The 20655-nt window shown below is 64.2% G+C and carries 22 protein-coding genes; 12 read left to right on the forward strand and 10 right to left on the reverse strand.

From position 1 onward, the window contains the following. Positions 1 to 15: 15 nt before the first annotated feature. Complete coding sequence (locus tag AB6802_RS18330; RefSeq protein WP_371011568.1) at positions 16 to 1278, reverse strand: ubiquinone biosynthesis hydroxylase; 1263 nt, start codon at positions 1276 to 1278, stop codon at positions 16 to 18. Positions 1279 to 1380: 102 nt separating this feature from the next. Here AB6802_RS18330 and tesB point away from each other — a divergent pair, with 102 nt between their 5' ends. The 7 genes from tesB to AB6802_RS18365 all read left to right on the forward strand — a co-directional run bounded on the left by tesB (position 1381) and on the right by AB6802_RS18365 (position 9519). After that, on the forward strand, positions 1381 to 2244 hold the full coding sequence (gene tesB / locus AB6802_RS18335) for an acyl-CoA thioesterase II (protein ID WP_371011569.1): 864 nt from the start codon (positions 1381 to 1383) through the stop codon (positions 2242 to 2244). 246 nt (positions 2245 to 2490) lie between these two features. Beyond that, on the forward strand, positions 2491 to 2829 hold the full coding sequence (locus AB6802_RS18340) for a P-II family nitrogen regulator (RefSeq protein ID WP_371011570.1): 339 nt from the start codon (positions 2491 to 2493) through the stop codon (positions 2827 to 2829). Positions 2830 to 2860: 31 nt separating this feature from the next. Then, a complete protein-coding gene (locus AB6802_RS18345; RefSeq protein WP_371011571.1) occupies positions 2861 to 4213 on the forward strand; it encodes an ammonium transporter in 1353 nt (450 codons plus the stop codon). 338 nt (positions 4214 to 4551) lie between these two features. Beyond that, positions 4552 to 4830, forward strand: coding sequence for a hypothetical protein (locus tag AB6802_RS18350; RefSeq protein WP_371011572.1), 279 nt, complete (start codon positions 4552 to 4554; stop codon positions 4828 to 4830). Positions 4831 to 5035: 205 nt separating this feature from the next. Next, positions 5036 to 7702, forward strand: coding sequence for a DNA translocase FtsK (locus tag AB6802_RS18355; RefSeq protein ID WP_371011573.1), 2667 nt, complete (start codon positions 5036 to 5038; stop codon positions 7700 to 7702). A gap of 204 nt (positions 7703 to 7906) precedes the next feature. Then, positions 7907 to 8575, forward strand: a complete 669-nt coding sequence (locus AB6802_RS18360) for an outer-membrane lipoprotein carrier protein LolA (protein WP_371011574.1) — start codon at positions 7907 to 7909, stop codon at positions 8573 to 8575. Positions 8576 to 8712: 137 nt separating this feature from the next. After that, entirely contained in the window at positions 8713 to 9519 is an 807-nt protein-coding gene (locus AB6802_RS18365; RefSeq protein ID WP_371011575.1) for an exodeoxyribonuclease III, read from the forward strand. Between the two features lie 120 nt (positions 9520 to 9639). On the opposite strand, the gene AB6802_RS18370 is transcribed toward AB6802_RS18365, so the two are convergent. Together AB6802_RS18370 and AB6802_RS18375 are read right to left on the reverse strand one after the other, a co-directional pair. Beyond that, positions 9640 to 10095 carry a Crp/Fnr family transcriptional regulator gene (locus tag AB6802_RS18370; protein WP_371011576.1) on the reverse strand — a complete coding sequence of 152 codons (456 nt, stop codon included), beginning with the start codon at positions 10093 to 10095 and terminating at the stop codon, positions 9640 to 9642. 250 nt (positions 10096 to 10345) lie between these two features. Beyond that, positions 10346 to 11029, reverse strand: coding sequence for a response regulator transcription factor (locus AB6802_RS18375; protein ID WP_112128661.1), 684 nt, complete (start codon positions 11027 to 11029; stop codon positions 10346 to 10348). A gap of 147 nt (positions 11030 to 11176) precedes the next feature. Between AB6802_RS18375 and AB6802_RS18380 the strand changes: the two genes are divergently transcribed. Continuing rightward, positions 11177 to 11710, forward strand: coding sequence for a L,D-transpeptidase (locus AB6802_RS18380; protein WP_371011577.1), 534 nt, complete (start codon positions 11177 to 11179; stop codon positions 11708 to 11710). A 92-nt stretch (positions 11711 to 11802) separates the two neighbouring features. Here AB6802_RS18380 and AB6802_RS18385 read toward each other — a convergent pair whose 3' ends face one another. Next, positions 11803 to 12048, reverse strand: coding sequence for a hypothetical protein (locus AB6802_RS18385; protein ID WP_371011578.1), 246 nt, complete (start codon positions 12046 to 12048; stop codon positions 11803 to 11805). 131 nt (positions 12049 to 12179) lie between these two features. On the opposite strand from AB6802_RS18385, the gene gcvA reads away from it, so the two are divergent. After that, positions 12180 to 13100: a transcriptional regulator GcvA gene (gcvA, locus tag AB6802_RS18390; RefSeq protein WP_371011579.1), complete on the forward strand. Its 921-nt coding sequence runs from the start codon at positions 12180 to 12182 to the stop codon at positions 13098 to 13100. Positions 13101 to 13154: 54 nt separating this feature from the next. On the opposite strand, the gene AB6802_RS18395 is transcribed toward gcvA, so the two are convergent. The 6 genes from AB6802_RS18395 to tsaD form a co-directional block, all read right to left on the reverse strand. After that, positions 13155 to 13580 carry a DUF1761 domain-containing protein gene (locus AB6802_RS18395; RefSeq protein ID WP_371011580.1) on the reverse strand — a complete coding sequence of 142 codons (426 nt, stop codon included), beginning with the start codon at positions 13578 to 13580 and terminating at the stop codon, positions 13155 to 13157. 148 nt (positions 13581 to 13728) lie between these two features. Next, entirely contained in the window at positions 13729 to 14442 is a 714-nt protein-coding gene (locus AB6802_RS18400) for a methyltransferase (RefSeq protein WP_371011581.1), read from the reverse strand. Beyond that, positions 14397 to 14822 (reverse strand): EVE domain-containing protein, encoded by a 426-nt coding sequence (locus tag AB6802_RS18405; RefSeq protein WP_371011582.1) that lies wholly within the window; start codon positions 14820 to 14822, stop codon positions 14397 to 14399. Before AB6802_RS18405 ends, AB6802_RS18400 begins: the two co-directional genes overlap by 46 nt. 88 nt (positions 14823 to 14910) lie before the next feature. After that, entirely contained in the window at positions 14911 to 15207 is a 297-nt protein-coding gene (locus AB6802_RS18410) for a YciI-like protein (RefSeq protein ID WP_371011583.1), read from the reverse strand. 20 nt (positions 15208 to 15227) lie between these two features. Then, positions 15228 to 16232, reverse strand: a complete 1005-nt coding sequence (locus tag AB6802_RS18415) for an NAD(P)H-dependent glycerol-3-phosphate dehydrogenase (RefSeq protein WP_371011584.1) — start codon at positions 16230 to 16232, stop codon at positions 15228 to 15230. Beyond that, positions 16229 to 17314: a tRNA (adenosine(37)-N6)-threonylcarbamoyltransferase complex transferase subunit TsaD gene (gene tsaD / locus AB6802_RS18420; RefSeq protein WP_371011672.1), complete on the reverse strand. Its 1086-nt coding sequence runs from the start codon at positions 17312 to 17314 to the stop codon at positions 16229 to 16231. The genes AB6802_RS18415 and tsaD overlap by 4 nt, the downstream gene beginning before the upstream one ends. Positions 17315 to 17372: 58 nt before the next feature. On the opposite strand from tsaD, the gene hemC reads away from it, so the two are divergent. The 3 genes from hemC (at position 17373) to AB6802_RS18435 (ending at position 20652) form a co-directional block, all read left to right on the forward strand. Next, complete coding sequence (gene hemC / locus AB6802_RS18425) at positions 17373 to 18341, forward strand: hydroxymethylbilane synthase (protein ID WP_371011585.1); 969 nt, start codon at positions 17373 to 17375, stop codon at positions 18339 to 18341. 1 nt (position 18342) lies between these two features. After that, positions 18343 to 19053, forward strand: coding sequence for a uroporphyrinogen-III synthase (locus AB6802_RS18430; protein ID WP_371011586.1), 711 nt, complete (start codon positions 18343 to 18345; stop codon positions 19051 to 19053). A gap of 99 nt (positions 19054 to 19152) precedes the next feature. Then, on the forward strand, positions 19153 to 20652 hold the full coding sequence (locus AB6802_RS18435; protein WP_371011587.1) for a COG4223 family protein: 1500 nt from the start codon (positions 19153 to 19155) through the stop codon (positions 20650 to 20652). Positions 20653 to 20655: the final 3 nt, after the last annotated feature.

Raw genomic sequence — 20655 nt, forward strand, 5'->3', positions numbered from 1 at the left:
GCTGTAACTGTAACGTCAGATCGCCTCGCCCTTCAACAACCGCGGCGTGTCGGCGGACAGGCCCGACGCCTGGCGGATGAAGAACTCCTTCAGCCTGGGCATGCGCTCGACGAGGCCTAGGCCGATGTCGCGCACGGCGCGCAGCGGGTTGATGTCGTTGGAGAACAAGCGGTTCAACACGTCGGTGGTGATGCCCATCTGCAGCGTGTCGAAGCGGCGCCATTGCTGGTAGTGCTCCAGCACGTCGAGCGCGCCGATGTCCTGGCCCAGCCGGTCGGCTTCGACCACGACTTCGGCCAAAGCGGCGACATCCTTGAAGCCGAGGTTGAGGCCCTGGCCGGCGATCGGGTGGATGCCATGCGCGGCGTCGCCGGCAAGCGCGATGCATGGCGCGACGAAGGCGCGGGCGAGCGTCAGGCCAAGCGGCCAGGCGCGGGGTTTGTCGACGACACGGATTTCACCCAGCTTCAGCCCAAAACGCTGCTCGAGCTCATGCTCGAAAACGAAGTCGTCGCCGTCGACAAGTTTCCGGGCGTCCTCGGCGCGCTCGACCCAGACGAGCGACGAGCGGTTGGTGCCGTCCTTGCCGGGCTTCAGCGGCAGCGTGGCGAAAGGCCCGGCGGGCAGGAAATGTTCCTCAGCGCGGCCGTTATGCGGGCGCTCATGCGCGACGGTGCAGACGATGCCGGACTGGCCGTATTCCCATTTGATGGTTTTGATGCCGGCCATGTCGCGCAATTTCGAATTGACGCCATCGGCGGCGACGAGCAGTCGCGCCTTCAGCGTCGAGCCATCGGCGAGATGCACGGTGACGCCGGCGCCGCTGGTGTCGAAGCCGTTGACCGCCATGCCCGCTATGATATCGATGCCGAGCTTTTCAGCGCGCCGGCGCAGCGCGCCGTTGAGGTCGCGGTTGGCGACCATATGGGCGAAGGGCTCGCCGGGCGCGACCTCGCCATCGAAGGTCAAGAACACCGGACGCACAGGATCGGCGGCGCGCGAGTCGGTGATGATCATCTCGGTGATCGCCTGCGCTTCCGGCGCGATCTCGTCCCAGACGCCGAGCTGCTCCAGCATGCGGCAGGCCGCGGCGGCGATCGCCGAGGCGCGGCCGTCCTTTTGCCACACACCGGCGGGCGCCGCGTCGACTATGGCAATGGCGAGGCCGGGGCGCGCCTGTTTCAGCGATACGGCCGCGGTAAGGCCGACATAGCCGGCGCCGGCAATCAGCACATCGAGCGATGTCTCGCTTGCTCCGTTCGCCTTGCGGTCGACCATCGCATCATCCTTTCGCGGCTTTGGCCGGCTGTCGTTCCAGCCTTGACTGCCCGCGCGTCCTGTCCGAAACCGGCCATGGCACATCTTTGAGGGATTTCAAACATGACCGCGGCGATGGACGAGCTTCTCGGCATTCTCGACCTCGAGCAGCTCGAACACAATCTGTATCGTGGTCGCAGCCCCAAGCTCGATTGGCAGCGCGTGTTCGGCGGCCAGACCATCGCCCAGGCGCTGGTGGCCGCGCAGCGCACGGTCGAGCCGGAGCGCCACGTGCACTCGCTGCATGGTTACTTCATGCGCCCCGGCGACACCAAGCTGCCGATCGTCTACGAGGTCGACCGCATCCGCGACGGCGGCTCCTTCACCACGCGCCGGGTGGTGGCAATCCAGCACGGCCAGGCGATCTTTTCGCTGGAAGCGTCGTTCCAGCAGGACGAAGTCGGGCTTGAGCACCAGTTCCCGATGCCGCGCGACGTGCCGGCGCCGGACACGCTTCTGTCGCAGCGCGAACTGCTCGGCAAATTCGGCGAGGCGGTGCCGGAAGGCATCAAGCGCTACTGGGAACGCGACCGGCCGATCGAGATGAAGCCGGTGATGCTCAAGCACTATACAAGCCGCGAGAAGCTGGAGCCCGAACAGAACATCTGGATCCGCACCACCGGGCCGGTACCGAAAGACCGCGCCATCCAGGCGGCCGTGCTTGCCTATCTCTCCGATATGACGCTGCTCGACACCTCTACCTTCGCGCATGGCCGCGCCATCTTCGATCGCGACATCCAGGCGGCAAGCCTCGACCATGCGATGTGGTTCCACCGCAGCCATTCGCTGGACGACTGGATCCTTTACACGCAGGACAGCCCGTCAACGCAGGGCTCGCGCGGCTTTACCCGCGGCTCGCTGTTTGCGCGCGACGGAACCCTTATCGCCTCGGTCGCCCAGGAAGGGCTCATCCGCCTGAAGCGATGAGTCGATTCGAATCCAAGCCCACTAAACAGGCATTTCTCAAATTCTGCCTATTTCTTAATCAGTTGTCGCCTCGCACCCGCGCACGAAAACCGTGCACGAGTCACTCATCCCCTTTGTTTACAACAGGTTAACACCCCGTTTCGGCAACTGGCACGGAGCTTGAATCCTGCTGAGCACTCTCCGGCTCTCAGGGGGCGGCGAAGTCGTGCAAACGCGGGGGACCGCAACAGCAAAGGGTGAAACCTTATGAAAATCGTGATGGCAATCATCAAGCCGTTCAAGCTCGACGAGGTGCGCGAAGCGCTTACCGCCGTCGGCATCCAGGGCCTGACCGTCACCGAAGTCAAAGGCTACGGGCGTCAGAAGGGGCATACGGAAATCTATCGCGGCGCCGAATACGCGGTGAGCTTCCTGCCGAAGATCAAGATCGAAGTCGCCGTCAGCGCCGACACCGTCGACAAGGCCGTCGAAGCCATCACCGCGGCCGCCAAGACCGGCCAGATCGGCGACGGCAAGATCTTCGTCTTCGGCATCGACCAGGCGGTGCGCATCCGTACCGGCGAAACAGACAGCGACGCGCTCTAAAGCGGCGAACACCAATTCAACGGAGAGTTCAATGACTATTCCTTCCACCTTGAAGACGACAGGGCGCGCGGCCGCTTCGCTCGCTCTGGTAGCGCTAAGCACCGTCGCTGCCTTCGCGCAGGAAGCCGCTCCGGCCGCTACCGCCGCGGCGCCGGCCACGCCAGCACCCGTGCTCGATACCGGCAACACCGCCTGGATGCTGACCTCCACGGCGCTGGTGCTGATGATGACCATCCCGGGCCTGGCGCTGTTTTACGGCGGCATGGTGCGCAAGAAGAACGTGCTCGCCACCATCATGCAGAGCTTCGCCATCACCTGCCTGGTGACGGTGCTGTGGTTCATCATCGGCTATTCGCTGGCCTTCACGACCAATGATTCCCCCGGCCTGAATGCCTATATCGGCGGCTTCTCGAGGCTCTTCCACCACGGCATCACCGTCTCGACACTGTGGCTGCCGGGCGTGTCGAATATTCCTGAATTCGTCTTCTCGATGTTCCAGATGACGTTCGCCATCATCACGCCGGCGCTGATTGCGGGCGCCTTTGCCGAGCGCATGAAGTTCTCGGCGCTGCTTCTCTTCATGGGGCTGTGGCTGGTGTTCGTCTACGCGCCGATCGCCCATTGGGTGTGGGGTGGCGGCTTCCTCGGCTCGGCCGGCGTTCTCGACTTCGCCGGCGGCACGGTCGTTCACATCAACGCCGGTGTCGCGGGCCTGGTCTGCGCGCTGGTGCTTGGCAAGCGCGAAGGCTACGGCACCACCAACATGGCGCCGCACAACCTGGTCTATTCGGTTATCGGCGCGTCGCTGCTGTGGGTCGGCTGGTTCGGCTTCAACGCCGGTTCGGAACTCGCCGCCGACGGCCTTGCGGGCGCGGCTATGATGAACACGCAGGTCGCCACGGCGGCCGCGGCCTTGGCCTGGATGTTCGCCGAATGGATCGTCGCCAAGAAGCCTTCCGTGCTCGGCATCATCTCGGGCGCCGTCGCCGGCCTCGTCGCGGTGACGCCTGCTTCCGGCTTCGTCAACCCGACCGGCGCCTTCATCGTCGGCATCCTTGCCGGCGTCATCTGCTACCTCTCGGCGGTCAAGCTCAAGCATGCGCTGGGCTATGACGACTCGCTCGACGCCTTCGGCGTGCATGGCATCGGCGGCATCGTCGGCGCTTTGCTCACCGGCGCGCTCGCCGATCCGGCGATCAATGCGCTCGGCAAGGACGCTTCGGTCGGCAAGCAGCTCTATGGCATCGCCTTCACCATCCTGTGGACGGCGGTTGCCACCTTCGTGATCCTCTACATCGTCAAGGCGCTGGTCGGCCTGCGTCCGACGACTCAGGAAGAGGTCGAAGGCCTCGACATCTCCCAGCATGGCGAAGTGGTGCCGTAAGGCGCGCTTAACCTGGGGCCGGCGGATCCTCGTCCCGCCGGCCCGAATTTCCCGACACGAATTTCTTAACTCAGGTTCACTCCCAAGATCCCGTCGTGACGCTCTCGCAAGAGGCTCACGCCTTGAGGCCCGGAAGCCATTCCGGGCCTCTTTTTTGTCAGCAAGCGAGCGGCCCGGAAGCCATTCCGGGCTGCTTTTTTGCCCGAAGAGATCGGCACGTGGCGTTTCGATCACATTCATCTGATCGCGGCAGCATGAAACGTTGGCCCTCTTGGCTCCGTACTGGGATAGCGAGCGCCAACGTGGTGCTCGCCAAACAAAAGGGAAGGAACTACCTGATGAACTTCAAGAACATCATTTTGGGAGCGATGGCTCTTTCGATGATCAGCGGCGTTGCACTTGCCGGTGCTCTCGATGAGCCGGACAACATGGCCCCGTTCTTCACCGACTCCAGCATGAAGACCATGAAGCCGGAAGCCGACTTCAAGGCGGCCTGGGCTTCGACGGCCAAGGACAAGCAGGACAAGATGATGAAGGAGTGCCAGGACGCGGCGATGAGCAAGCCTCACGCCGAGTTCTGCGCCAACCTGATGGCGTATGGCGGCGCCAGCAAGTGATGCTCAAGATCGGGTGCGGACGGGCCTGATCGTTTCGGCGTTTCAAATGAAAGATGGCGGGCCAACGGTCCGCCATCTTTGTGTCCGCGGTGCCGGTAAATGGCCATGGTTAATGCGGCCTTAACCTTCCCCCCGATAGTCTGATGTTCGAATCTGCCGGGTGCGCCATGCGCCCGGCCAGGCAACGGACTAACGGGGAAGAGGCATGCGTTCAGGCGCTTCAGCACCGCTCGCGCTGACCGGCACGGGGAACGGTCTTCAGGCATTCGCGCGGCGCCAGGTCGGGCGGCTGGTCGGGGCCGGGCTGTTCGCGTTCACGGCTTTCGGCGTCGCCGCGCTGGCCACATGGAACGTTGCCGACCCGAGCTTCTCGCACGCCACCAGCAACGTCGTCACCAACGCCATGGGCTATCCCGGCGCGGTGTTCTCCGACCTTGCCATGCAGTTCTTCGGCCTGGCCGCGGTTGCCGGGTTGGTGCCGGCGGTTGTCTGGGGCTTTCTGCTCTTCACCGCGCGCGGTGTCGACAGGCTGCCGAAGCGCGGGCTCGCCTGGTTCGGCTTTGCCTTGCTTGCCGCGTCCATCGCCGGCTGCGTGACGCCGCCCAACACCTGGCCGCTGCCGACCGGCCTTGGCGGCGTGTTCGGCGACATGGTGCTGAAGATCCCCGGCATTGCCGTCGGCGGCTATCCGAAGGGGCTTTTCGCAAGCATCATCGCGGTCATTCTCGCCGCGCCCACGCTGTGGCTGTTCGCCTATGGTTCGGCGCTGATTGCGCGCAAGAACGGCTTTGCCGTCATGGAGCGCGCCGCTGCGCCCGATCCGCGCGAACAGGATGAGATGCTGTTCGACGAGGATGAGGACGACGGCGACGAAGGGATCCTGGCGCTCGGCGCCATCACCCATTGGTGGCTGTCGTTCCGCGCCTTCCTGCATCGCCGCGCCGCGCGCCGCAAGCGGGAGCGCGACGAGTTCAAGCCACCGATAGAGCCGAAGGCGAGCGCCTGGCGGCGTGCCGCCGAGCGGGTCGAATCGGCCGAATATGCCGAAGCGCGGATGAGTCCGGACGGCCGCGCCCGAGTCGAGCCGGAATTCTTCGCCGCCATGGTCAATGACCGCAGCGTGTCCGTCGATCCGGACGACCAGGACATCTTCGACGACGATACAGACTTTGACGAACTCGATGACGAGGCGCCGGCGCCGCGCCGCGCCGCGCCGAACGCCAAGGTGCAGCAGTTCCGCTCCGATGCAGCGACCCGTGTCGAGGCGCCGGCGGCGCGTCCGGTGCCCGGCGCCCGTGTGCAGCGCGAGGCGCAGACCTCGCTGATCGGCTCCGACACGTTCGAGATGCCGTCGCTGCATTTCCTGTCCGAACCGAAGAACATCGCCAAGGACGCAAGCCTGTCGAAGGATGCGCTGGAGCAGAACGCCCGCCTGCTCGAAGGCGTGCTGGAGGATTTCGGCGTCAAGGGCGAGATCATCGCGGTGCGCCCCGGTCCGGTGGTCACCCTCTACGAGCTGGAGCCGGCGCCTGGCATCAAATCGTCGCGCGTCATCGGCCTGTCCGACGACATCGCCCGCTCGATGAGCGCGATCGCCTGCCGCGTCGCCGTCGTGCCAGGCCGCAACGCCATCGGCATCGAACTGCCGAACGCCAAGCGCGAAACGGTCTACCTGCGCGAGATCATGGCCAGCCGCGACTTCGAGACCACCAAGATGAAGCTGGCGCTGGCCCTCGGCAAAAGCATCAATGGCGAAGCCGTCATCGTCGATATCGCCAAGATGCCGCACGTGCTGGTCGCCGGCACCACCGGCTCGGGCAAGTCGGTCGCCATCAACACCATGATCCTGTCGCTGCTCTACCGGCTGACGCCGCAGGAATGCCGGCTGATCATGATCGATCCGAAAATGCTCGAACTCTCTGTCTATGACGGCATCCCGCATCTTTTGACGCCGGTCGTCACCGATCCGAAGAAAGCGGTGGTGGCGTTGAAGTGGACGGTGCGGGAGATGGAGGACCGCTACCGCAAGATGTCCAAGGTCGGTGTGCGCAACATCGACGGGTTCAATGCGCGGGTGCAACTGGCCGAGAAGAAGGGCGAGAAAATCTCGCGCACGGTGCAGACCGGCTTCGACCGCCAGACCGGCGAGGCGATCTACGAGACCGAGGATCTCGATCTCGAGCCGATGCCCTATATCGTGGTCATCATCGACGAGATGGCCGACCTGATGATGGTGGCCGGCAAGGATATCGAAGGCGCCGTGCAGCGCCTGGCGCAGATGGCGCGTGCCGCTGGCATCCATGTCATCATGGCCACGCAGCGTCCGTCGGTCGACGTCATCACCGGCACCATCAAGGCCAATTTCCCGACCCGCATCTCCTTCCAGGTGACCTCGAAGATCGACAGCCGCACCATCCTGGGCGAACAGGGCGCCGAGCAGCTGCTCGGCATGGGCGACATGCTTTACATGGCCGGTGGCGGCCGCATCCAGCGCGTGCACGGCCCGTTCGTCTCCGATGACGAGGTCGAGAAGGTGGTCGGGCATCTCAAGTTGCAGGGCGTGCCGGAATATCTCGACGCCATCACCGAAGACGACGGCGAAGATGACGACGATGGTCCGTCGGCGAAAGGTGGTTCCGGCGGCGGGGGCGGCGGCAATTTCGACGATTCCGACGATCCTTACGACCAGGCGGTGGCCGTCGTGCTGCGTGACGGCAAGGCCTCGACCAGCTACATCCAGCGCCGGCTCGGCATCGGTTACAACCGCGCCGCCTCGATCATCGAGAAAATGGAGAAGGAAGGCATCGTCGGCCCGGCCAATCATGCGGGGAAACGTGAAATTCTGGTGCCGACCGAAGACGACAAGTTCTAGCCTGGCGGTTTCAGGCAACCTGAGGTCGACTGGCGCGTTTTGGGCGACGGGCTGTCGCCCGCGCCTAGCCGACGGGCTGTCGCCCGCGCCTCACCGACGGACTGTCGCCCGCGCCTTACCGACGGACTGTCGCGCAGCCGCCAAACTTAAGCCCTACTGGGAGCCCAGAGACTGCCACGACACGAATCACAGAAAGTGACCGGCATGAAGACCCCGACAGAATTCGCCCTTACCCGCCGCCAGGTGCTTGGTTTCGGTTTGATGCTTGGCGGGGTTGCCGCTCTCAATCTCGTGCCCGGATACCAGCTTGTGGCCGCCGCGCAGGCCGCCGTGCCGCCGGCGGCGCAGAAGATCGCCGATCATTTCTCCTCGGTGAAGTCGATGAGTGGCGAATTCGTGCAGTTCGGGCCGAAAGGCGAGCAGACCGGCGGCAAATTCTTCCTCGAGCGCCCGGGCAAGATCCGCTTCAACTATGACGGCTCATCGAATTTCCGTGTCATTTCCGACGGCAAGTCGGTGGTCATCCTCAACAAGAAGCTCAACACGTCCGACCTTTATCCGCTGTCGAAGACGCCGCTGAAATTGCTCCTCGACGACCGCATCGATCTCTCAGGCGGCCGCGTGAAGGCAATCAAGGAAGAGGACGACCTCACCACCATCAAGCTCTCCGACAAGTCGGTCTTCGGCAATGCGATGATCACCATGATGTTCGACCCGAAAACCTATGATTTGCGCCAGTGGACGATCACCGACGCTCAAGGCAAAGACACGACGGTGATGATCTTCAACACCAAGGAAGGCGTCAGCTTCCCGGCCGATACATTCGCCATCGACTATACGGCCAACCGCGAGGTGAACACGAAGACAAGATAGGCTCTTTCTCCCCGTTTACGGGAGAAATGCCCGGCAGGGCAATGAGGGGCGGCGCTGGCCCCCGGTAATTATCGCTCAGCTTGTCTTTCTGACGCGCGGCTGGCAGTAGATCGGCGACCTTCTTTCGGACCCGCCGCATGCCTTTCACCATTGCCACCTGGAACATTAACTCCGTGCGTCTGCGCATGCCGATCGTCGAGCGGCTGTTGGACGAATACGCGCCTGATGTGCTGTGCCTGCAGGAAACCAAGGTGCCGGACGAGCTGTTTCCGGAAAAGGCTTTCCGCAAGGCCGGCTACAGGCACATCCTGTTCCACGGCCAGAAGGGCTATCACGGCGTCGCCACCGTCGCGCGCCGGCCGATCGAGCTGGTCGAGAAGCGGCGGTTCTGCGAGATCGAAGATAGCCGGCATCTGTCGGTCAAGGTCCAGGCCGGCAACAGATCGATCCTGGTGCATAATTTCTATGTCCCGGCCGGCGGCGACGAACCGGATCCTCAGATCAACCGCAAATTCCGGCACAAGCTCGATTTCGTCGCCGAGATGAACGGCATGCCGGCAAGCCAGGACGAACTGTCCTCGTCGATCCTGGTCGGCGATTTGAACATCGCGCCGCAGGAGCACGACGTCTGGTCGCACAAGCAATTGCTCAACGTCGTCAGCCATACGCCGGTCGAGACGGAGAATTTCGAGGCAATGCGCAAGGCCGGCGGCTGGGTCGACCTGATGCGGCTCAACGTGCCGGTCGAGCAGAAGCTCTACACCTGGTGGAGCTATCGCGCGAAAGACTGGGAGGCCTCGGGGCGTGGGCGCCGGCTCGACCATGTCTGGTCATCCGCCAATCTGGTGCCGAATTTCACCGGCTACGAGATCCTGCAGGCCGCGCGGGGGTGGGACAAGCCGTCGGACCATGTGCCGGTGATTGCGCGCTTTGATTTGGACTGACGCCAAGTGACGGTTAAGGGGCGCAAGCCCTCACGTTCGTCATCCTAGGGTCTGCGCGCGTCGCTTTGGTCCTTACTCCGCCCTGGAATGACGAGCCGCCATTGAGCCGTCTTTTATGCATCACCCCGTAAAGCGCGGCGCCAGTTCCTCGATGCGGGCGATCATCTGCTGGAATTCCTCCAGGATGCGCGCGTGCAGTTGCACTGCGACGTCAGGATACTCCTCCAGGATGCGGCGAAACATTTTGCGGCTCAGGCGGATCACTTCCGAATCGACCGCAGCCGACGCGCTGGTCAGGCGCTTGGTGTCTGCGATCAAGGCGAGCTCGCTCAGCATCGATCCAGGGCCGGCGGTGCCGATCGGGATGCGCTCGCCATTCTGTTCGCGATAGAGCGCGATCCGGCCCTTGACCACGATATAGGCCGAATCGGCCTCGTCGTCCTCGCGGTAAAGCTTACGCTCGGCCTGGAGCGAGGTGGCCTCGGCGCCAAAGGCGAGCAGGCGCAGCTGTTCCTGCGTAAAGCCCTGAAAAAGCTTCACGCTGGACAGGATGCGGATGTCGTCATCCAGCGCCATCCTAGCTGTGTCCCCGAGCGGTCAGTCCAGTCCCTCCTTTGGAGCGGCGCGTCCTTGGGGACGCGCTGTTTCGCTCCAACACTTACAGCCCGCGCATTTCGTGCGAGGCATCCAGCGAGCCGATCCATCACCCTCCAGCACCAGGATCGAACCTGAAGCGGTCCCGCCCGACCGCTCTGTCTCTTTGGCGCAATTCCGGACGGAAAACCGCGTCACACTTTTCCTGGAATTGCCTTAGATCATTAAATGTTTAAGGAACCAGCTTGTAGCCGCCGCTTTCTGTCACAAGAATTTCGGCATTGGAAGGATCTCGTTCGATCTTCTGGCGCAGCCTGTAGACGTGGGTTTCCAGCGTGTGCGTGGTGACGCCTGAATTGTAGCCCCACACTTCTTCAAGCAGCACGTCGCGCGTCACCACCTTTTGGTCGGCGCGATAGAGGTACTTGATGATCGAGGCTTCCTTCTCGGTGAGCCGCACCTTGGCGCCGCGCGGGTCGATCAGAAGCTTCTGGCTCGGCTTGAAGGTATAGGGGCCGACCGAGAAGGTGGCATCCTCGCTTTGCTCATGCTGGCGCAACTGGGCGCGGATGCGCGCAAGCAGCACCGCGAAGCGGAACGGCTTGGTCACATAGTCGTTGGCGCCGGCCTCGAGTCCGAGAATCGTGTCGGAATCGGTGTCGTGGCCGGTCAGCATGATGATCGGCGCCTTGTAGCCGCCCTTGCGCAGGATCTTAACCGCCTCGCGGCCATCCATATCGGGCAGGCCGACATCCATGATGAGCAGGTCGACAACGCCGCTGCGCGCCGCGGCGACGCCTTTGGCGGCAGTGGATTCCTGCTGGACGTCGAACTCTTCGTAGAGGGCTAGCTGCTCGACAAGAGTGGCGCGCAGGTCGTCGTCATCGTCAACGATCAGAATGGTGCGTGATGTCATGGATCAATCCGTTGTTTTAAAAAGAATATTCAGTTGACCTCCCCCCATTTATGCGGAAGCTCACCGGCGCAACAGCCGATCACAGTGATTTGTTCCGTGACACGATCATACAAGAAAAAACGCGCGCGCAATGCGGCAGGCGCATTTTTGCCAAAAGCCTTGCGTGTTTTGGTGGTGCGGGCGCGGCCCGGCAACCCCTCTCAAGGGTTCCTGCAAGCCGGCAAAACGGTGTTTCCCTGCGCCTTGGGGCGCAGCGGCATCACCGCCAACAAGCATGAGGGCGACGGCGCGACGCCCCTGGCGTCGATGCGCATCCTGTCGGGTTATTTTCGGGGCGATCATTTTCCAGGCGGCCGCAGGACGCGGCTTGCGATGGCGCCGATCGGCCCGGATCTCGGCTGGTGCGAGGTACCGGACGACCGCAACTACAACCGTCCGGTGAAGATCCCCTATGGCGCCAGCCACGAGCGGATGAAGCGAGACGACCGCCTCTACGATGTCTGCCTGGTGCTCGACTGGAACATCGCGCCGCGCCGGCGCGGGCGCGGCAGCGCGATCTTCTTCCACCTGGCGCGCCCGGGCTTCACGCCGACCCAGGGCTGCGTGGCGGTGACGGCGCGCACCATGGCGAGGCTGTTGCCGTTGCTGTCGGACAGGACGGTGGTGAAGGTGGTGAGGTAGGGGAGTAGGGAATAGGGAGTAGGGAGTAGGGAGTAGGGAGTAGGGAGTAGGGGTTCTCTTTCCCCTATTGCCTACTCCCTAACGCCTATTGCCTATCTGCGCTGCTGCCAGCCCGTGCCCAGCAGCCCGATCTCACGAAGTTCCCGGTCTATTGCCTTGGCGATATCGTGACGCCCCGCGCCGATGTCGCGCAACTGGCGGTCGGAGAGGTCGTCGACCGACTCCAGCGGAAGCCGCGCGGCGACATTGGCCTGACGCAGCCAGTCGAAAATTGCCCGCAGCCAATGCGATACGGGTGATTTCAGGGCGGTGTGAGACTTCAGAACGATCTCCGACATGGTGCTTTCCGGCTTCTCCGGATATCAAATCCGGTTTGATGGTGTTTCGATTGCGTCCATCATTACGGATTGAAAAACAAACGGGAAACGAGTAGTTCTTTTCAGATCATCAAGTTTAATTTGGAGATCGGATGTCCAACCTGTTGCCCGGGACGCGTGCGCTGCGGACCTTCGAGGCAGCCGCCCGACATCTCAATTTCACGCGCGCCGCCGATGAGCTCGGGCTGACGCCGGCGGCGGTCAGCCATCAGATCAAGGAAATCGAGGATCAGCTTGATCTGGTGCTGTTCACGCGTACCAGCCGGACGATCCGGCTGACGGAGGCGGGCACTGTGCTGCTCGATGCCTCGGTCGACGCGCTCGACCTGCTCAACCGAGCCGTCAGCCGCGCCCGCAAGATGACGCGTGGCACGGCGCTGTTGAAGGTGACGCTCGACGCGCAGTTCGCGACGAAGTGGCTGATGCGTCGCGTCGACGATTTCCACAAATACAAACCCGGCATCGAGCTGCGCTTCGACATCAGCTACGATGTCAGGGATTTCGATCTCGACGACGTCGATGTCGGCATCCGCTTCGGCACCGGCAAATATCCGGGGCTTGTCGCGCATCGGCTGTTCGAAAACATCATCATCCCGGTCTGCAGCCCGAGGCTGTTGGCGTCAGGTCCGCCGCTCAAGGAACCGCGCGACCTTTTCCATCACACCTTGGCGCATATCGAATGGTCGCGGCAGGGTGTGACCTGGCCGAACTGGCGCATGTGGATGCAGGCGGCCGGCGTCGAGGACTTCGACGACAGCCGCACGCTCGTGTTCGGGTCGTCAACCGACGCCACGCAAGCCGCGCTCGACGGCAATGCCGTGGCGCTGGCCGATTTCGCCATGGTCGCCAGCGATCTTTCGCAGGGGCGGTTGGTGCGGCCCTTCGAGCTCGGAATCAAGGTCGCGGCGGACTTCGCCTATTTCCTGGTTTATCCGCAGGCAACGAAAGACGATGCCCGCATCATCGCCTTTCGCGCGTGGTTGCTGGACGAGGTGGCGAAAACGCCGACATAGGATTCAGGTGTGGCCGATCTGCAAGTGCGGCCTGACCTCGATCTCGACGTCGGCTCAGCCCGCCGGTGCGGCCGGCGCGCCGAACCAGCCGATCACGGCGCCGATGATCAGCAGCACGCCCAGCCAATGGCCGGCATCGAGCAGGGTGAGATCCCAGCCGAAGCCTTGATAGCGGTGGTTGGCGGTAATCGTGGTGGCAACAAAGCCCAGCCAGAGCACGAAGCCGAAGATGACGCCGGCAAGCGGGTTTGGCTCGCCCCCGGTCATCGCGCCGACCACCAGGGTGAGGACGAACGCCATGACCACCTCGGCAACGAAGCTGATGATGAAGGGAGCAATGGAGGGCTTCTTGTTTGCCGGTTCGATTTTGGCCGCCTTCATCCAGGGTTTGCTCAGCGCCATGTACCAGACCGCGCCAAACAGCCACGCGACCACGGCGGCGACAATCACCGCCAGCCAATTCACCACCGAAAAATCCATGAACCCCCTCCTGAATGCGTGTCGTGTGGATGCGCAGCGGGGCTGGCAACGACATGCCTGCTCGATGGCCGATGGAATCCCTGTTCGGCGGCGGCGTCAAGCAGCAGGCTCTTTTTGCTTGATGCATGTCGTTGTCGCAAAACCGAGGTCACTTTTGCGCGACATGCATCAGGCGCCACACCGTCGTGCGCTTGACCTCGGCGTCCTCAAGCACACGCGTCACCGGCACCTGGTAGATGGCGAGCGATTGCAGCCCGGCCTTGGGCAGATAGGCGCGGCCGGGATCGCCAACCAGGATGTCGGCGCCGCGCGCCACCAGCGTGGTGAACCATGGCATCAGCCTGTCGGCGAAAGCCTTGTCGTAAAAGACATCGCCGGCAAGTACGACGTCCCAGCCTTCATCCATGCCGATGCAGTCCGTGCCCCGGAAAGACGCCTTCACGCCGTTGGCCTCCAGGTTGAGGGCGATTGCCGTCTCGCAGAACGGATCGATATCGGCCGCGATCACCTTCGCCGCGCCGGCCTTGGCGGCCGCGATGGCGACCAGACCCGAACCGGAGGCAAAGTCGAGCACGCGCTTACCGCGCACGCACTCCGGGTGGTCGAGCACGTAGCGGGCAAGGCCCTGGCCGCCGGCCCAGGCAAAGGCCCAGAAAGGCGGCGGCAGGCCGATCTCGGCCAGCTCCTCCTCGGTGCGCAGCCACAATGCATGTGCCTCGTCGGCGAGGTGCAAAAACACTTCCGGCACATGTGGCGGCGCCATCAGCGCCGTGTTGTCGAGGATGAATTTTCTTGCCGTGTCCGGGGTCAGCCTGGTCACGGCGCCGGGTGGAGCTCGACCATCCGGCAGACCTCTTTCCATTCGGCCGGGGTCACCGGCTGCACGGAAAGCCGGCCAAGGCGCACCAGCGCCATGTCGGCGAGCTTCGGATTGGCCTTGACCTCTTCCAGCGTCACCGGCTTCGGCACGGGTTTGAAGGCACGGATGTCGACGCATTCCCAGCGTGGATCGTCGGTGGTGGTGTCGGGATGGGCAAGCGCGCAGACTTCGGCGATGCCGACGATGTTCAGCCCTTCATTGGAATGATAGAAGAAGCCGAGATCGCCGATCTGCATCGCCTTCATGTTGTTGCGGGCGGCGTAGTTGCGCACACCGTCCCATTGCGTGCCGGCCTTGCCCTTGGCCTTCAGCGCCTCGAAGGAAAAGACCGAGGGTTCGGACTTGAACAGCCAGTAGTTCATTGTTGCTCCTCTGTCTTTTTGACGCAATTCCTGACGGAAAACCGTGTGACACTTTTCCTGAAATTGCGTCTGGCGCGATCGATCCGAATTAACTAGCCGCAGGCTTGTTGAAGGTCCAGTTCCACTGGCGGATTTCGACACTCGCGAACAGGCCGGCCTTGGCATAAGGGTCGGCCGCCGACAGCGCCTGAGCCGCGGCCAGATCCGGCGCTTCGACCACCACCAGGCTGCCGTCAGGCTTGCCCTCGGCATTGAGGAAAGGGCCGGCAAAGGCGAGCTTACCCTCGGCGTTCAGGCCCTCGAGGAAGGCAACATGCGGCGGCCGCGTGTCGATACGCAGCTGCAGGCTGTCGGGTTTATCCTTGCAAACAAACGCAAAAAGCATCTTTTTCAACTCCGCTGGTTTCAGATGTCGGTTTCGGTTTTGAGCGGCCGCGTCATCAACGCCGTGACGGCCTGGCCGATGGTCACCTTGCCATCGAGAATGGCGGCGACGGCGGCAATGATCGGCGCCTCGACGCCGCGCTCGACCGCGATGCGGGCAGCGATACCTGCCGTCGGCACACCCTCGGCCAGCGGCAGGCCGGTAAGCTCCTTGCCCTGGCCGAGCGCCAGGCCATAGGCGAAATTGCGCGACTGCGACGATGAGCAGGTGAGCAACAGGTCGCCAAGGCCGGAAAGGCCCATCAGCGTCTCCGGCTTGGCCCCAAAAGCGGCGCCGATGCGGCGCAGTTCGACAAAACCGCGCGTCACCATGGCGGCCTGGGCGCTGGCCCCTAACCCGGCGCCGGTCACCGCGCCGGCGGCGATGGCAAAAACGTTCTTCAGCGCGCCGCCGATCTCGACGCCGATCAAATCGTCGCTGGAATAGCAGCGCAGGTTTTCGGCTGAGAAGCGGGCGGCAAGGTCGGCCGCCAGCTCCGCCTCGCGGGCAGCCACTACGACCGCCGTCGGCAGGCCGCGGGCGACGTCACTGGCAAAGCTTGGGCCGGAGAGTGCCGCGACCGGATTGCCAGGCAGGTTTTCTTCGACGATGGAGGATAACAGCGCGCCGGTATCGCGCTCGATACCCTTGGCGCACAGCACCAGCGGCACGCCTCCAGGAACATGGCCGGCCGCTTGCGCGAGCACCGCGCGCAACGACTGCGCCGGCGTCACCGCCAGCACGCAGTCGACACCGTCAAGCGCGGCGCCAATGTCGCCGGTTGCAACAATGCCGGGCTCGATCCTGACGCCGGGCAAATAGCGCGGGTTTTCGCCGCGGCGGATGGCGGCGATGGTTTCCTCATCGCGCGCATAGAGTCGCACGGAATGGCCGGCGCGCAACATGGCGAGCGCCAGCGCGGTGCCCCAGGCGCCGCCGCCGAGCACGCCAACGCGCCAGCCGCTTTCCGATCTTTTGCTGCTCATGCCTTGGCACCGCGCCGGCCCGAGCCGACCAGGGGTGTGGAAATGCTGTCGAGCGGCCAGCGCGAACGCGGCACGAAGTCGGCGGTGTTCTCGCCGGCGATGCCGGCGCGCAGCCGCTCGATGCCGGCCCAGGCGATCATCGCGGCGTTGTCGGTGCAGAGCTTTTGCGGCGGCGCGATAAAAGCAAAGCCAGCGTCGGCGCAAAGCGTTTCGAGGGTCGCCTTGATCGTCCGGTTGGCGGCAACGCCGCCGGCAACGACGAGGGCCGGCTGCTTCGCGTCGGGAAATTCCTGGCGGAAGCGGGTGAGCGCGCGCGCCACGCGATCGCCCAGCGCGTCCGCCACTGCCGCCTGGAAGGAAGCGCAGATATCGGCGACGTCCCGGTCGCTCAACGGCACAATCGCGGTCGCCGCCTGGCGCACGGCCGTCTTCAGGCCGGAGAACGAGAAATCGGGCTGCGCCGAGCCTTTCATCGGGCGCGGGAAGGCGAAGCGGCGGGCATCGCCGCCGGCTGCCGCCTTCTCGACATTCGGGCCGCCCGGATAGGGCAGGCCAAGCATCTTGGCGGTCTTGTCGAAGGCTTCGCCCAATGCGTCGTCGATGGTGGTCGCCCAACGCTGATAGTCGCCGACGCCGCGCACCGCGACGATCTGGGTGTGACCGCCGGAGACGAGCAACAGCAGGTAGGGAAAATCGAGGCCGTCGGTCAGCCGCGCGGTCAGCGCGTGGCCCTCGAGGTGGTTGATGGCGATCAGCGGCTTGTTGGCAGCGGCGGCGATGGCCTTGGCCGTCATCAGGCCGACGATCAGCCCGCCGACCAGGCCTGGGCCCGCCGTTGCGGCGATGGCGTCGATCTCGTCGAGCGACACCGACGAATCGGCAAGCGCGGCCTCGACGATGCCATCCAGCGCTTCGACATGGGCGCGCGCGGCGATCTCCGGCACGACGCCGCCAAAGGCGGCATGCTCCTCGATCTGCGAAAGCACCACGTTGGACAGAATCTCGGGCGCGGCGTCGCCGTCCAGCGCCACCACGCTGGCCGCCGTTTCGTCGCAGCTCGTTTCAATGCCCAGAACGCGGATCAATTGGTCGCTGTTCCTAAAGATTGTGTCACTGGCCATTCCCAATTAGGAACAGGCCTTGCAGACCTCGAGTTCTCTCGGGGGTTATCACGGACCGCGCGCCATGCAAACTTTGAAAATCGGAACACGCGGCAGCCCGCTGGCGCTGGCCCAGGCGCATGAGACGCAAGCGCGGCTGATGCAGGCGCACGGCCTGCCCGAGCAGGCGTTCGAGGTGATGGTCATCTCGACCAGCGGCGACCGCATCCAGGATCGGCCGCTGTCGGAAGCCGGCGGCAAGGGCCTGTTCACCAAGGAGATCGAGGAGGCGCTGCTCGAACGCCGCATCGACATCGCCGTGCATTCGTCCAAGGACATGCCGACGGTGCTGCCGGGTGGTCTGGAGCTTTCCGCCTTCCTGCCGCGCGAAGACGCGCGCGACGCCTTTATCGGCAAGGCGGCGAAGCGGATCGCCGACCTGCCGCAAGGCGCCCGGGTCGGCTCGTCGTCGCTGAGGCGCCAGGCGCTGATCCGGCGCATGCGGCCGGATCTCGACGTGGTGATGTTCCGCGGCAATGTGCAGACGAGATTGCGCAAGCTGGATGAAGGCATCGCCGACGGCACCATCCTGGCCTATGCCGGTCTGAGGCGGCTCGGACTCGAAACCGTCGTCACCGACCTGATGCCGCTGGAGGATTTTCCGCCGGCGCCGGGGCAAGGCGCGATCGGCATCGAAACCCGCATTGGCGACCGCGACGTCGAAAAGATGCTTGAGGCAGTTCACCATGTGCCGACCGGCCAGGCGCTCGCCTGCGAGCGCGCCTTCCTGGCCGCGCTCGACGGTTCCTGCCGCACGCCGATCGCCGGCTATGCGACGGCCGCCGGCGAAAAATTGTCCTTTGCCGGCCTGATCATTTCGCCGGACGGCACGCAATGGCATGAGGTCCGGTTGGACGGCCAGGCACACGATGCCGCCGACATCGGCGCGGAAGCGGCGGGAATTGTTCGTGGCAAGGCAGGTGCCACATTCTTCGACGGCTGGGCTTGATATGGTCCGCGTCCTGGTGACGAGGCCGGAGCCGGGCGCTTCGCGCACAGCCGCGCTGCTCGAGGCCCAGGGTTTTCAGCCGATCCTGCTGCCGCTGACGCAGACGGTGCCTCTCACCGTCGAAGCCAACCCGGGCAATGCAATCGCTATCGCCGTCACCAGCGCCAATGCGGTGCGCCATGCACCGAAGGCGCTGATCGCGGCGCTTGCCGCGCTGCCTTGCCATGCGGTCGGCAAAAGGACAGCGGAGGCCTGCCGCGCGGCGGGATTTTCATCCGTCAGCGAAGGCCCGGGCGATGCAGCAGCGCTGGCCGATGCCATCGCCGTCGACCTGGCCGGCAAGGCGATCGTCTATCTCTGCGGCCGCGTGCGGTTCCCGGCCTTCGAAGCGCGGCTGGCGTCGGCGGGCGTAGGCGTCGAGGCCGTCGAGACCTATGACACGGTCGAGATCGACTATGACGATGCCGATGTGCTGGCGCGATTGTCGAACGAGACGGTGGAGGCCGTGCTGCTCTATTCGGCCAAGGCGACCGCGGCGCTTATCAAGCTGATAGGGCGCCCGGCGCTTCGCCATCTCTTCGAAACAGCTGAATTTTTGGCACTTTCAAACCGGGTTGCCGCGCCCCTCGACCGGATCGCCGGACGCAAGATCCGGATCGCGCAGCAACCGGATGAAGACGCGCTTCTCAAGCTTTTGTCGCCGCAGCGATAGGCCGCGTCATCACACCGCCCCTTTTCACCGCATGGTGATGTGCTAGAGCATCCTCTAGACCCATTGAACCATCCTCAAGCCAGTTCGTGGAGCCCAAGCATGGTCAAGACGCCGAAGATGCGACATTCGAAGAGCCGGCGGGAGCCGGTGACGATCGAACTCGAGCCCGGCGCCGTCTCGCGAATCACCGACGAGGATGCCGCCAAGGCCGAGGCCGCAAATGCGCCGGCCGAAGAGGCAAGAGCCGAGGAAGAGGCAGCGGTACCGCAGCCGGATGTTCCGCAAGAACCGATCCATGCCGAGCAGGCCGACATCGAGCCGTGGGAACACAGCGATACTGGACAGGCGGGACCCGACAAGTCCGAAGCCAGCGGCAAGGATGAGCCGGAGGCGCCCTATCCCGGCGGCTCGCCGGCTTCATCGGATGCGCCCAAGAGCTCGGCCAAGAGCAATGTCGGGAGTTCAGGCTATGATTTCCAGGATGCCGCGTCGGCCGCGTCATCGGCCAACGCCTCGGCTTCCAAGGCAAACGAGACGAGGAGCGCTGATCGCGTGTTGCAGCCATCACGCAGAACAGGCGTCAACGCTATCGCCGCCGGCGTCATCGGCGGCGTGATCGCGCTGGCCGGCGCCGGCCTGCTGCAGGCCGTCGGCCTGCTCGGCGCGCCGGGCTCCGGCGCTGGATCGCTCGACGGCGTCAATGGCGAGATCGCTTCGTTGAAGAGCGAGATCGCAACCCTAAAGGAAAGCAGCGATACCGGCGCCGCAGCCAAGGTCGATGGTCTCTCCTCGGCGCTGGAGCAGGTCAAGACGGACATCGCGGCGCTGAAGTCCACCGCAGGACAGGCCGGCAGCGACGGCACGGCGCTGAAGGCGCTCAATGACAAGGTCGGGCAGATCGAGACGACTGTCGCCGCTCTGCAAAAATCCGGCAACGCCGCGCCTGTCGATCTCGCCCCGCTCAACGAAAAGATCACCGGCCTCGACACTCTGGTCAAATCGGCCGGCGACGCCGCCAAGGCCGAGGATGGCCGGGTCGCGGCGCTGGAGCAGTCGGTGTCACAGCTTTCCGGCAAGGTCGAGGCGCAGGCCTCGCAGCCGAAGATCGCCTTGGCCATCGGCGCCTCGGCGCTGAAGGCCGCGCTCGATCGCGGCGCGCCGTTTGCGACGGAACTCGAGACCTTCGCCGCGATCGCGCCGAATGCGCCCGAAGTCGCGGCGCTGCGCCCCTATGCCGAAAAGGGCGTCTCCACCCGCGCCGTCATCGCTTCGGAAATGGATGCGGCCGCCAACGCCATGGTCGAGGCGGCAACGCCGGTCGACCAGAATGCCGGCTTCTTCCAGAGCCTGGTGTCGAGTGCGCAATCGCTGGTCAAGGTGCGGCCGGTCGGCGCCGTCGAAGGCAAAGGCGCGCCCGAAACCGTGGCGCGCATGGAGGTGGCGGTCAACCAGGGCGACTACGCCAAGGCGCTCACCGAATACGACACGCTGCCCGATGCCGTGAAGGCCGCCGGCGCCGATTTTGCCGGCAAACTAAAGGCGCGGATCGACGTCGAGAAGCAGATCGATTCGCTGATTGCCGGCGCGATGAAGACGTGAAGG

The organism is Mesorhizobium sp. RCC_202, from assembly GCF_041355295.1.
Lineage (GTDB): Bacteria > Pseudomonadota > Alphaproteobacteria > Rhizobiales > Rhizobiaceae > Mesorhizobium.

Excerpts from the sequence above, each read along its gene's own strand:
- AB6802_RS18330 (WP_371011568.1), bottom strand. The coding sequence starts at position 1,278 with ATGGTCGACCGCAAGGCGAACGGAGCAAGCGAGACATCGCTCGATGTG.
- tesB (WP_371011569.1), top strand. The coding sequence starts at position 1,381 with ATGACCGCGGCGATGGACGAGCTTCTCGGCATTCTCGACCTCGAGCAG.
- AB6802_RS18340 (WP_371011570.1), top strand. The coding sequence starts at position 2,491 with ATGAAAATCGTGATGGCAATCATCAAGCCGTTCAAGCTCGACGAGGTG.
- AB6802_RS18345 (WP_371011571.1), top strand. The coding sequence starts at position 2,861 with ATGACTATTCCTTCCACCTTGAAGACGACAGGGCGCGCGGCCGCTTCG.
- AB6802_RS18350 (WP_371011572.1), top strand. The coding sequence starts at position 4,552 with ATGAACTTCAAGAACATCATTTTGGGAGCGATGGCTCTTTCGATGATC.
- AB6802_RS18355 (WP_371011573.1), top strand. The coding sequence starts at position 5,036 with ATGCGTTCAGGCGCTTCAGCACCGCTCGCGCTGACCGGCACGGGGAAC.
- AB6802_RS18360 (WP_371011574.1), top strand. The coding sequence starts at position 7,907 with ATGAAGACCCCGACAGAATTCGCCCTTACCCGCCGCCAGGTGCTTGGT.
- AB6802_RS18365 (WP_371011575.1), top strand. The coding sequence starts at position 8,713 with ATGCCTTTCACCATTGCCACCTGGAACATTAACTCCGTGCGTCTGCGC.
- AB6802_RS18370 (WP_371011576.1), bottom strand. The coding sequence starts at position 10,095 with ATGGCGCTGGATGACGACATCCGCATCCTGTCCAGCGTGAAGCTTTTT.
- AB6802_RS18375 (WP_112128661.1), bottom strand. The coding sequence starts at position 11,029 with ATGACATCACGCACCATTCTGATCGTTGACGATGACGACGACCTGCGC.
- AB6802_RS18385 (WP_371011578.1), bottom strand. The coding sequence starts at position 12,048 with ATGTCGGAGATCGTTCTGAAGTCTCACACCGCCCTGAAATCACCCGTA.
- gcvA (WP_371011579.1), top strand. The coding sequence starts at position 12,180 with ATGTCCAACCTGTTGCCCGGGACGCGTGCGCTGCGGACCTTCGAGGCA.
- AB6802_RS18395 (WP_371011580.1), bottom strand. The coding sequence starts at position 13,580 with ATGGATTTTTCGGTGGTGAATTGGCTGGCGGTGATTGTCGCCGCCGTG.
- AB6802_RS18400 (WP_371011581.1), bottom strand. The coding sequence starts at position 14,442 with ATGGAAAGAGGTCTGCCGGATGGTCGAGCTCCACCCGGCGCCGTGACC.
- AB6802_RS18405 (WP_371011582.1), bottom strand. The coding sequence starts at position 14,822 with ATGAACTACTGGCTGTTCAAGTCCGAACCCTCGGTCTTTTCCTTCGAG.
- AB6802_RS18410 (WP_371011583.1), bottom strand. The coding sequence starts at position 15,207 with ATGCTTTTTGCGTTTGTTTGCAAGGATAAACCCGACAGCCTGCAGCTG.
- AB6802_RS18415 (WP_371011584.1), bottom strand. The coding sequence starts at position 16,232 with ATGAGCAGCAAAAGATCGGAAAGCGGCTGGCGCGTTGGCGTGCTCGGC.
- AB6802_RS18430 (WP_371011586.1), top strand. The coding sequence starts at position 18,343 with ATGGTCCGCGTCCTGGTGACGAGGCCGGAGCCGGGCGCTTCGCGCACA.
- AB6802_RS18435 (WP_371011587.1), top strand. The coding sequence starts at position 19,153 with ATGGTCAAGACGCCGAAGATGCGACATTCGAAGAGCCGGCGGGAGCCG.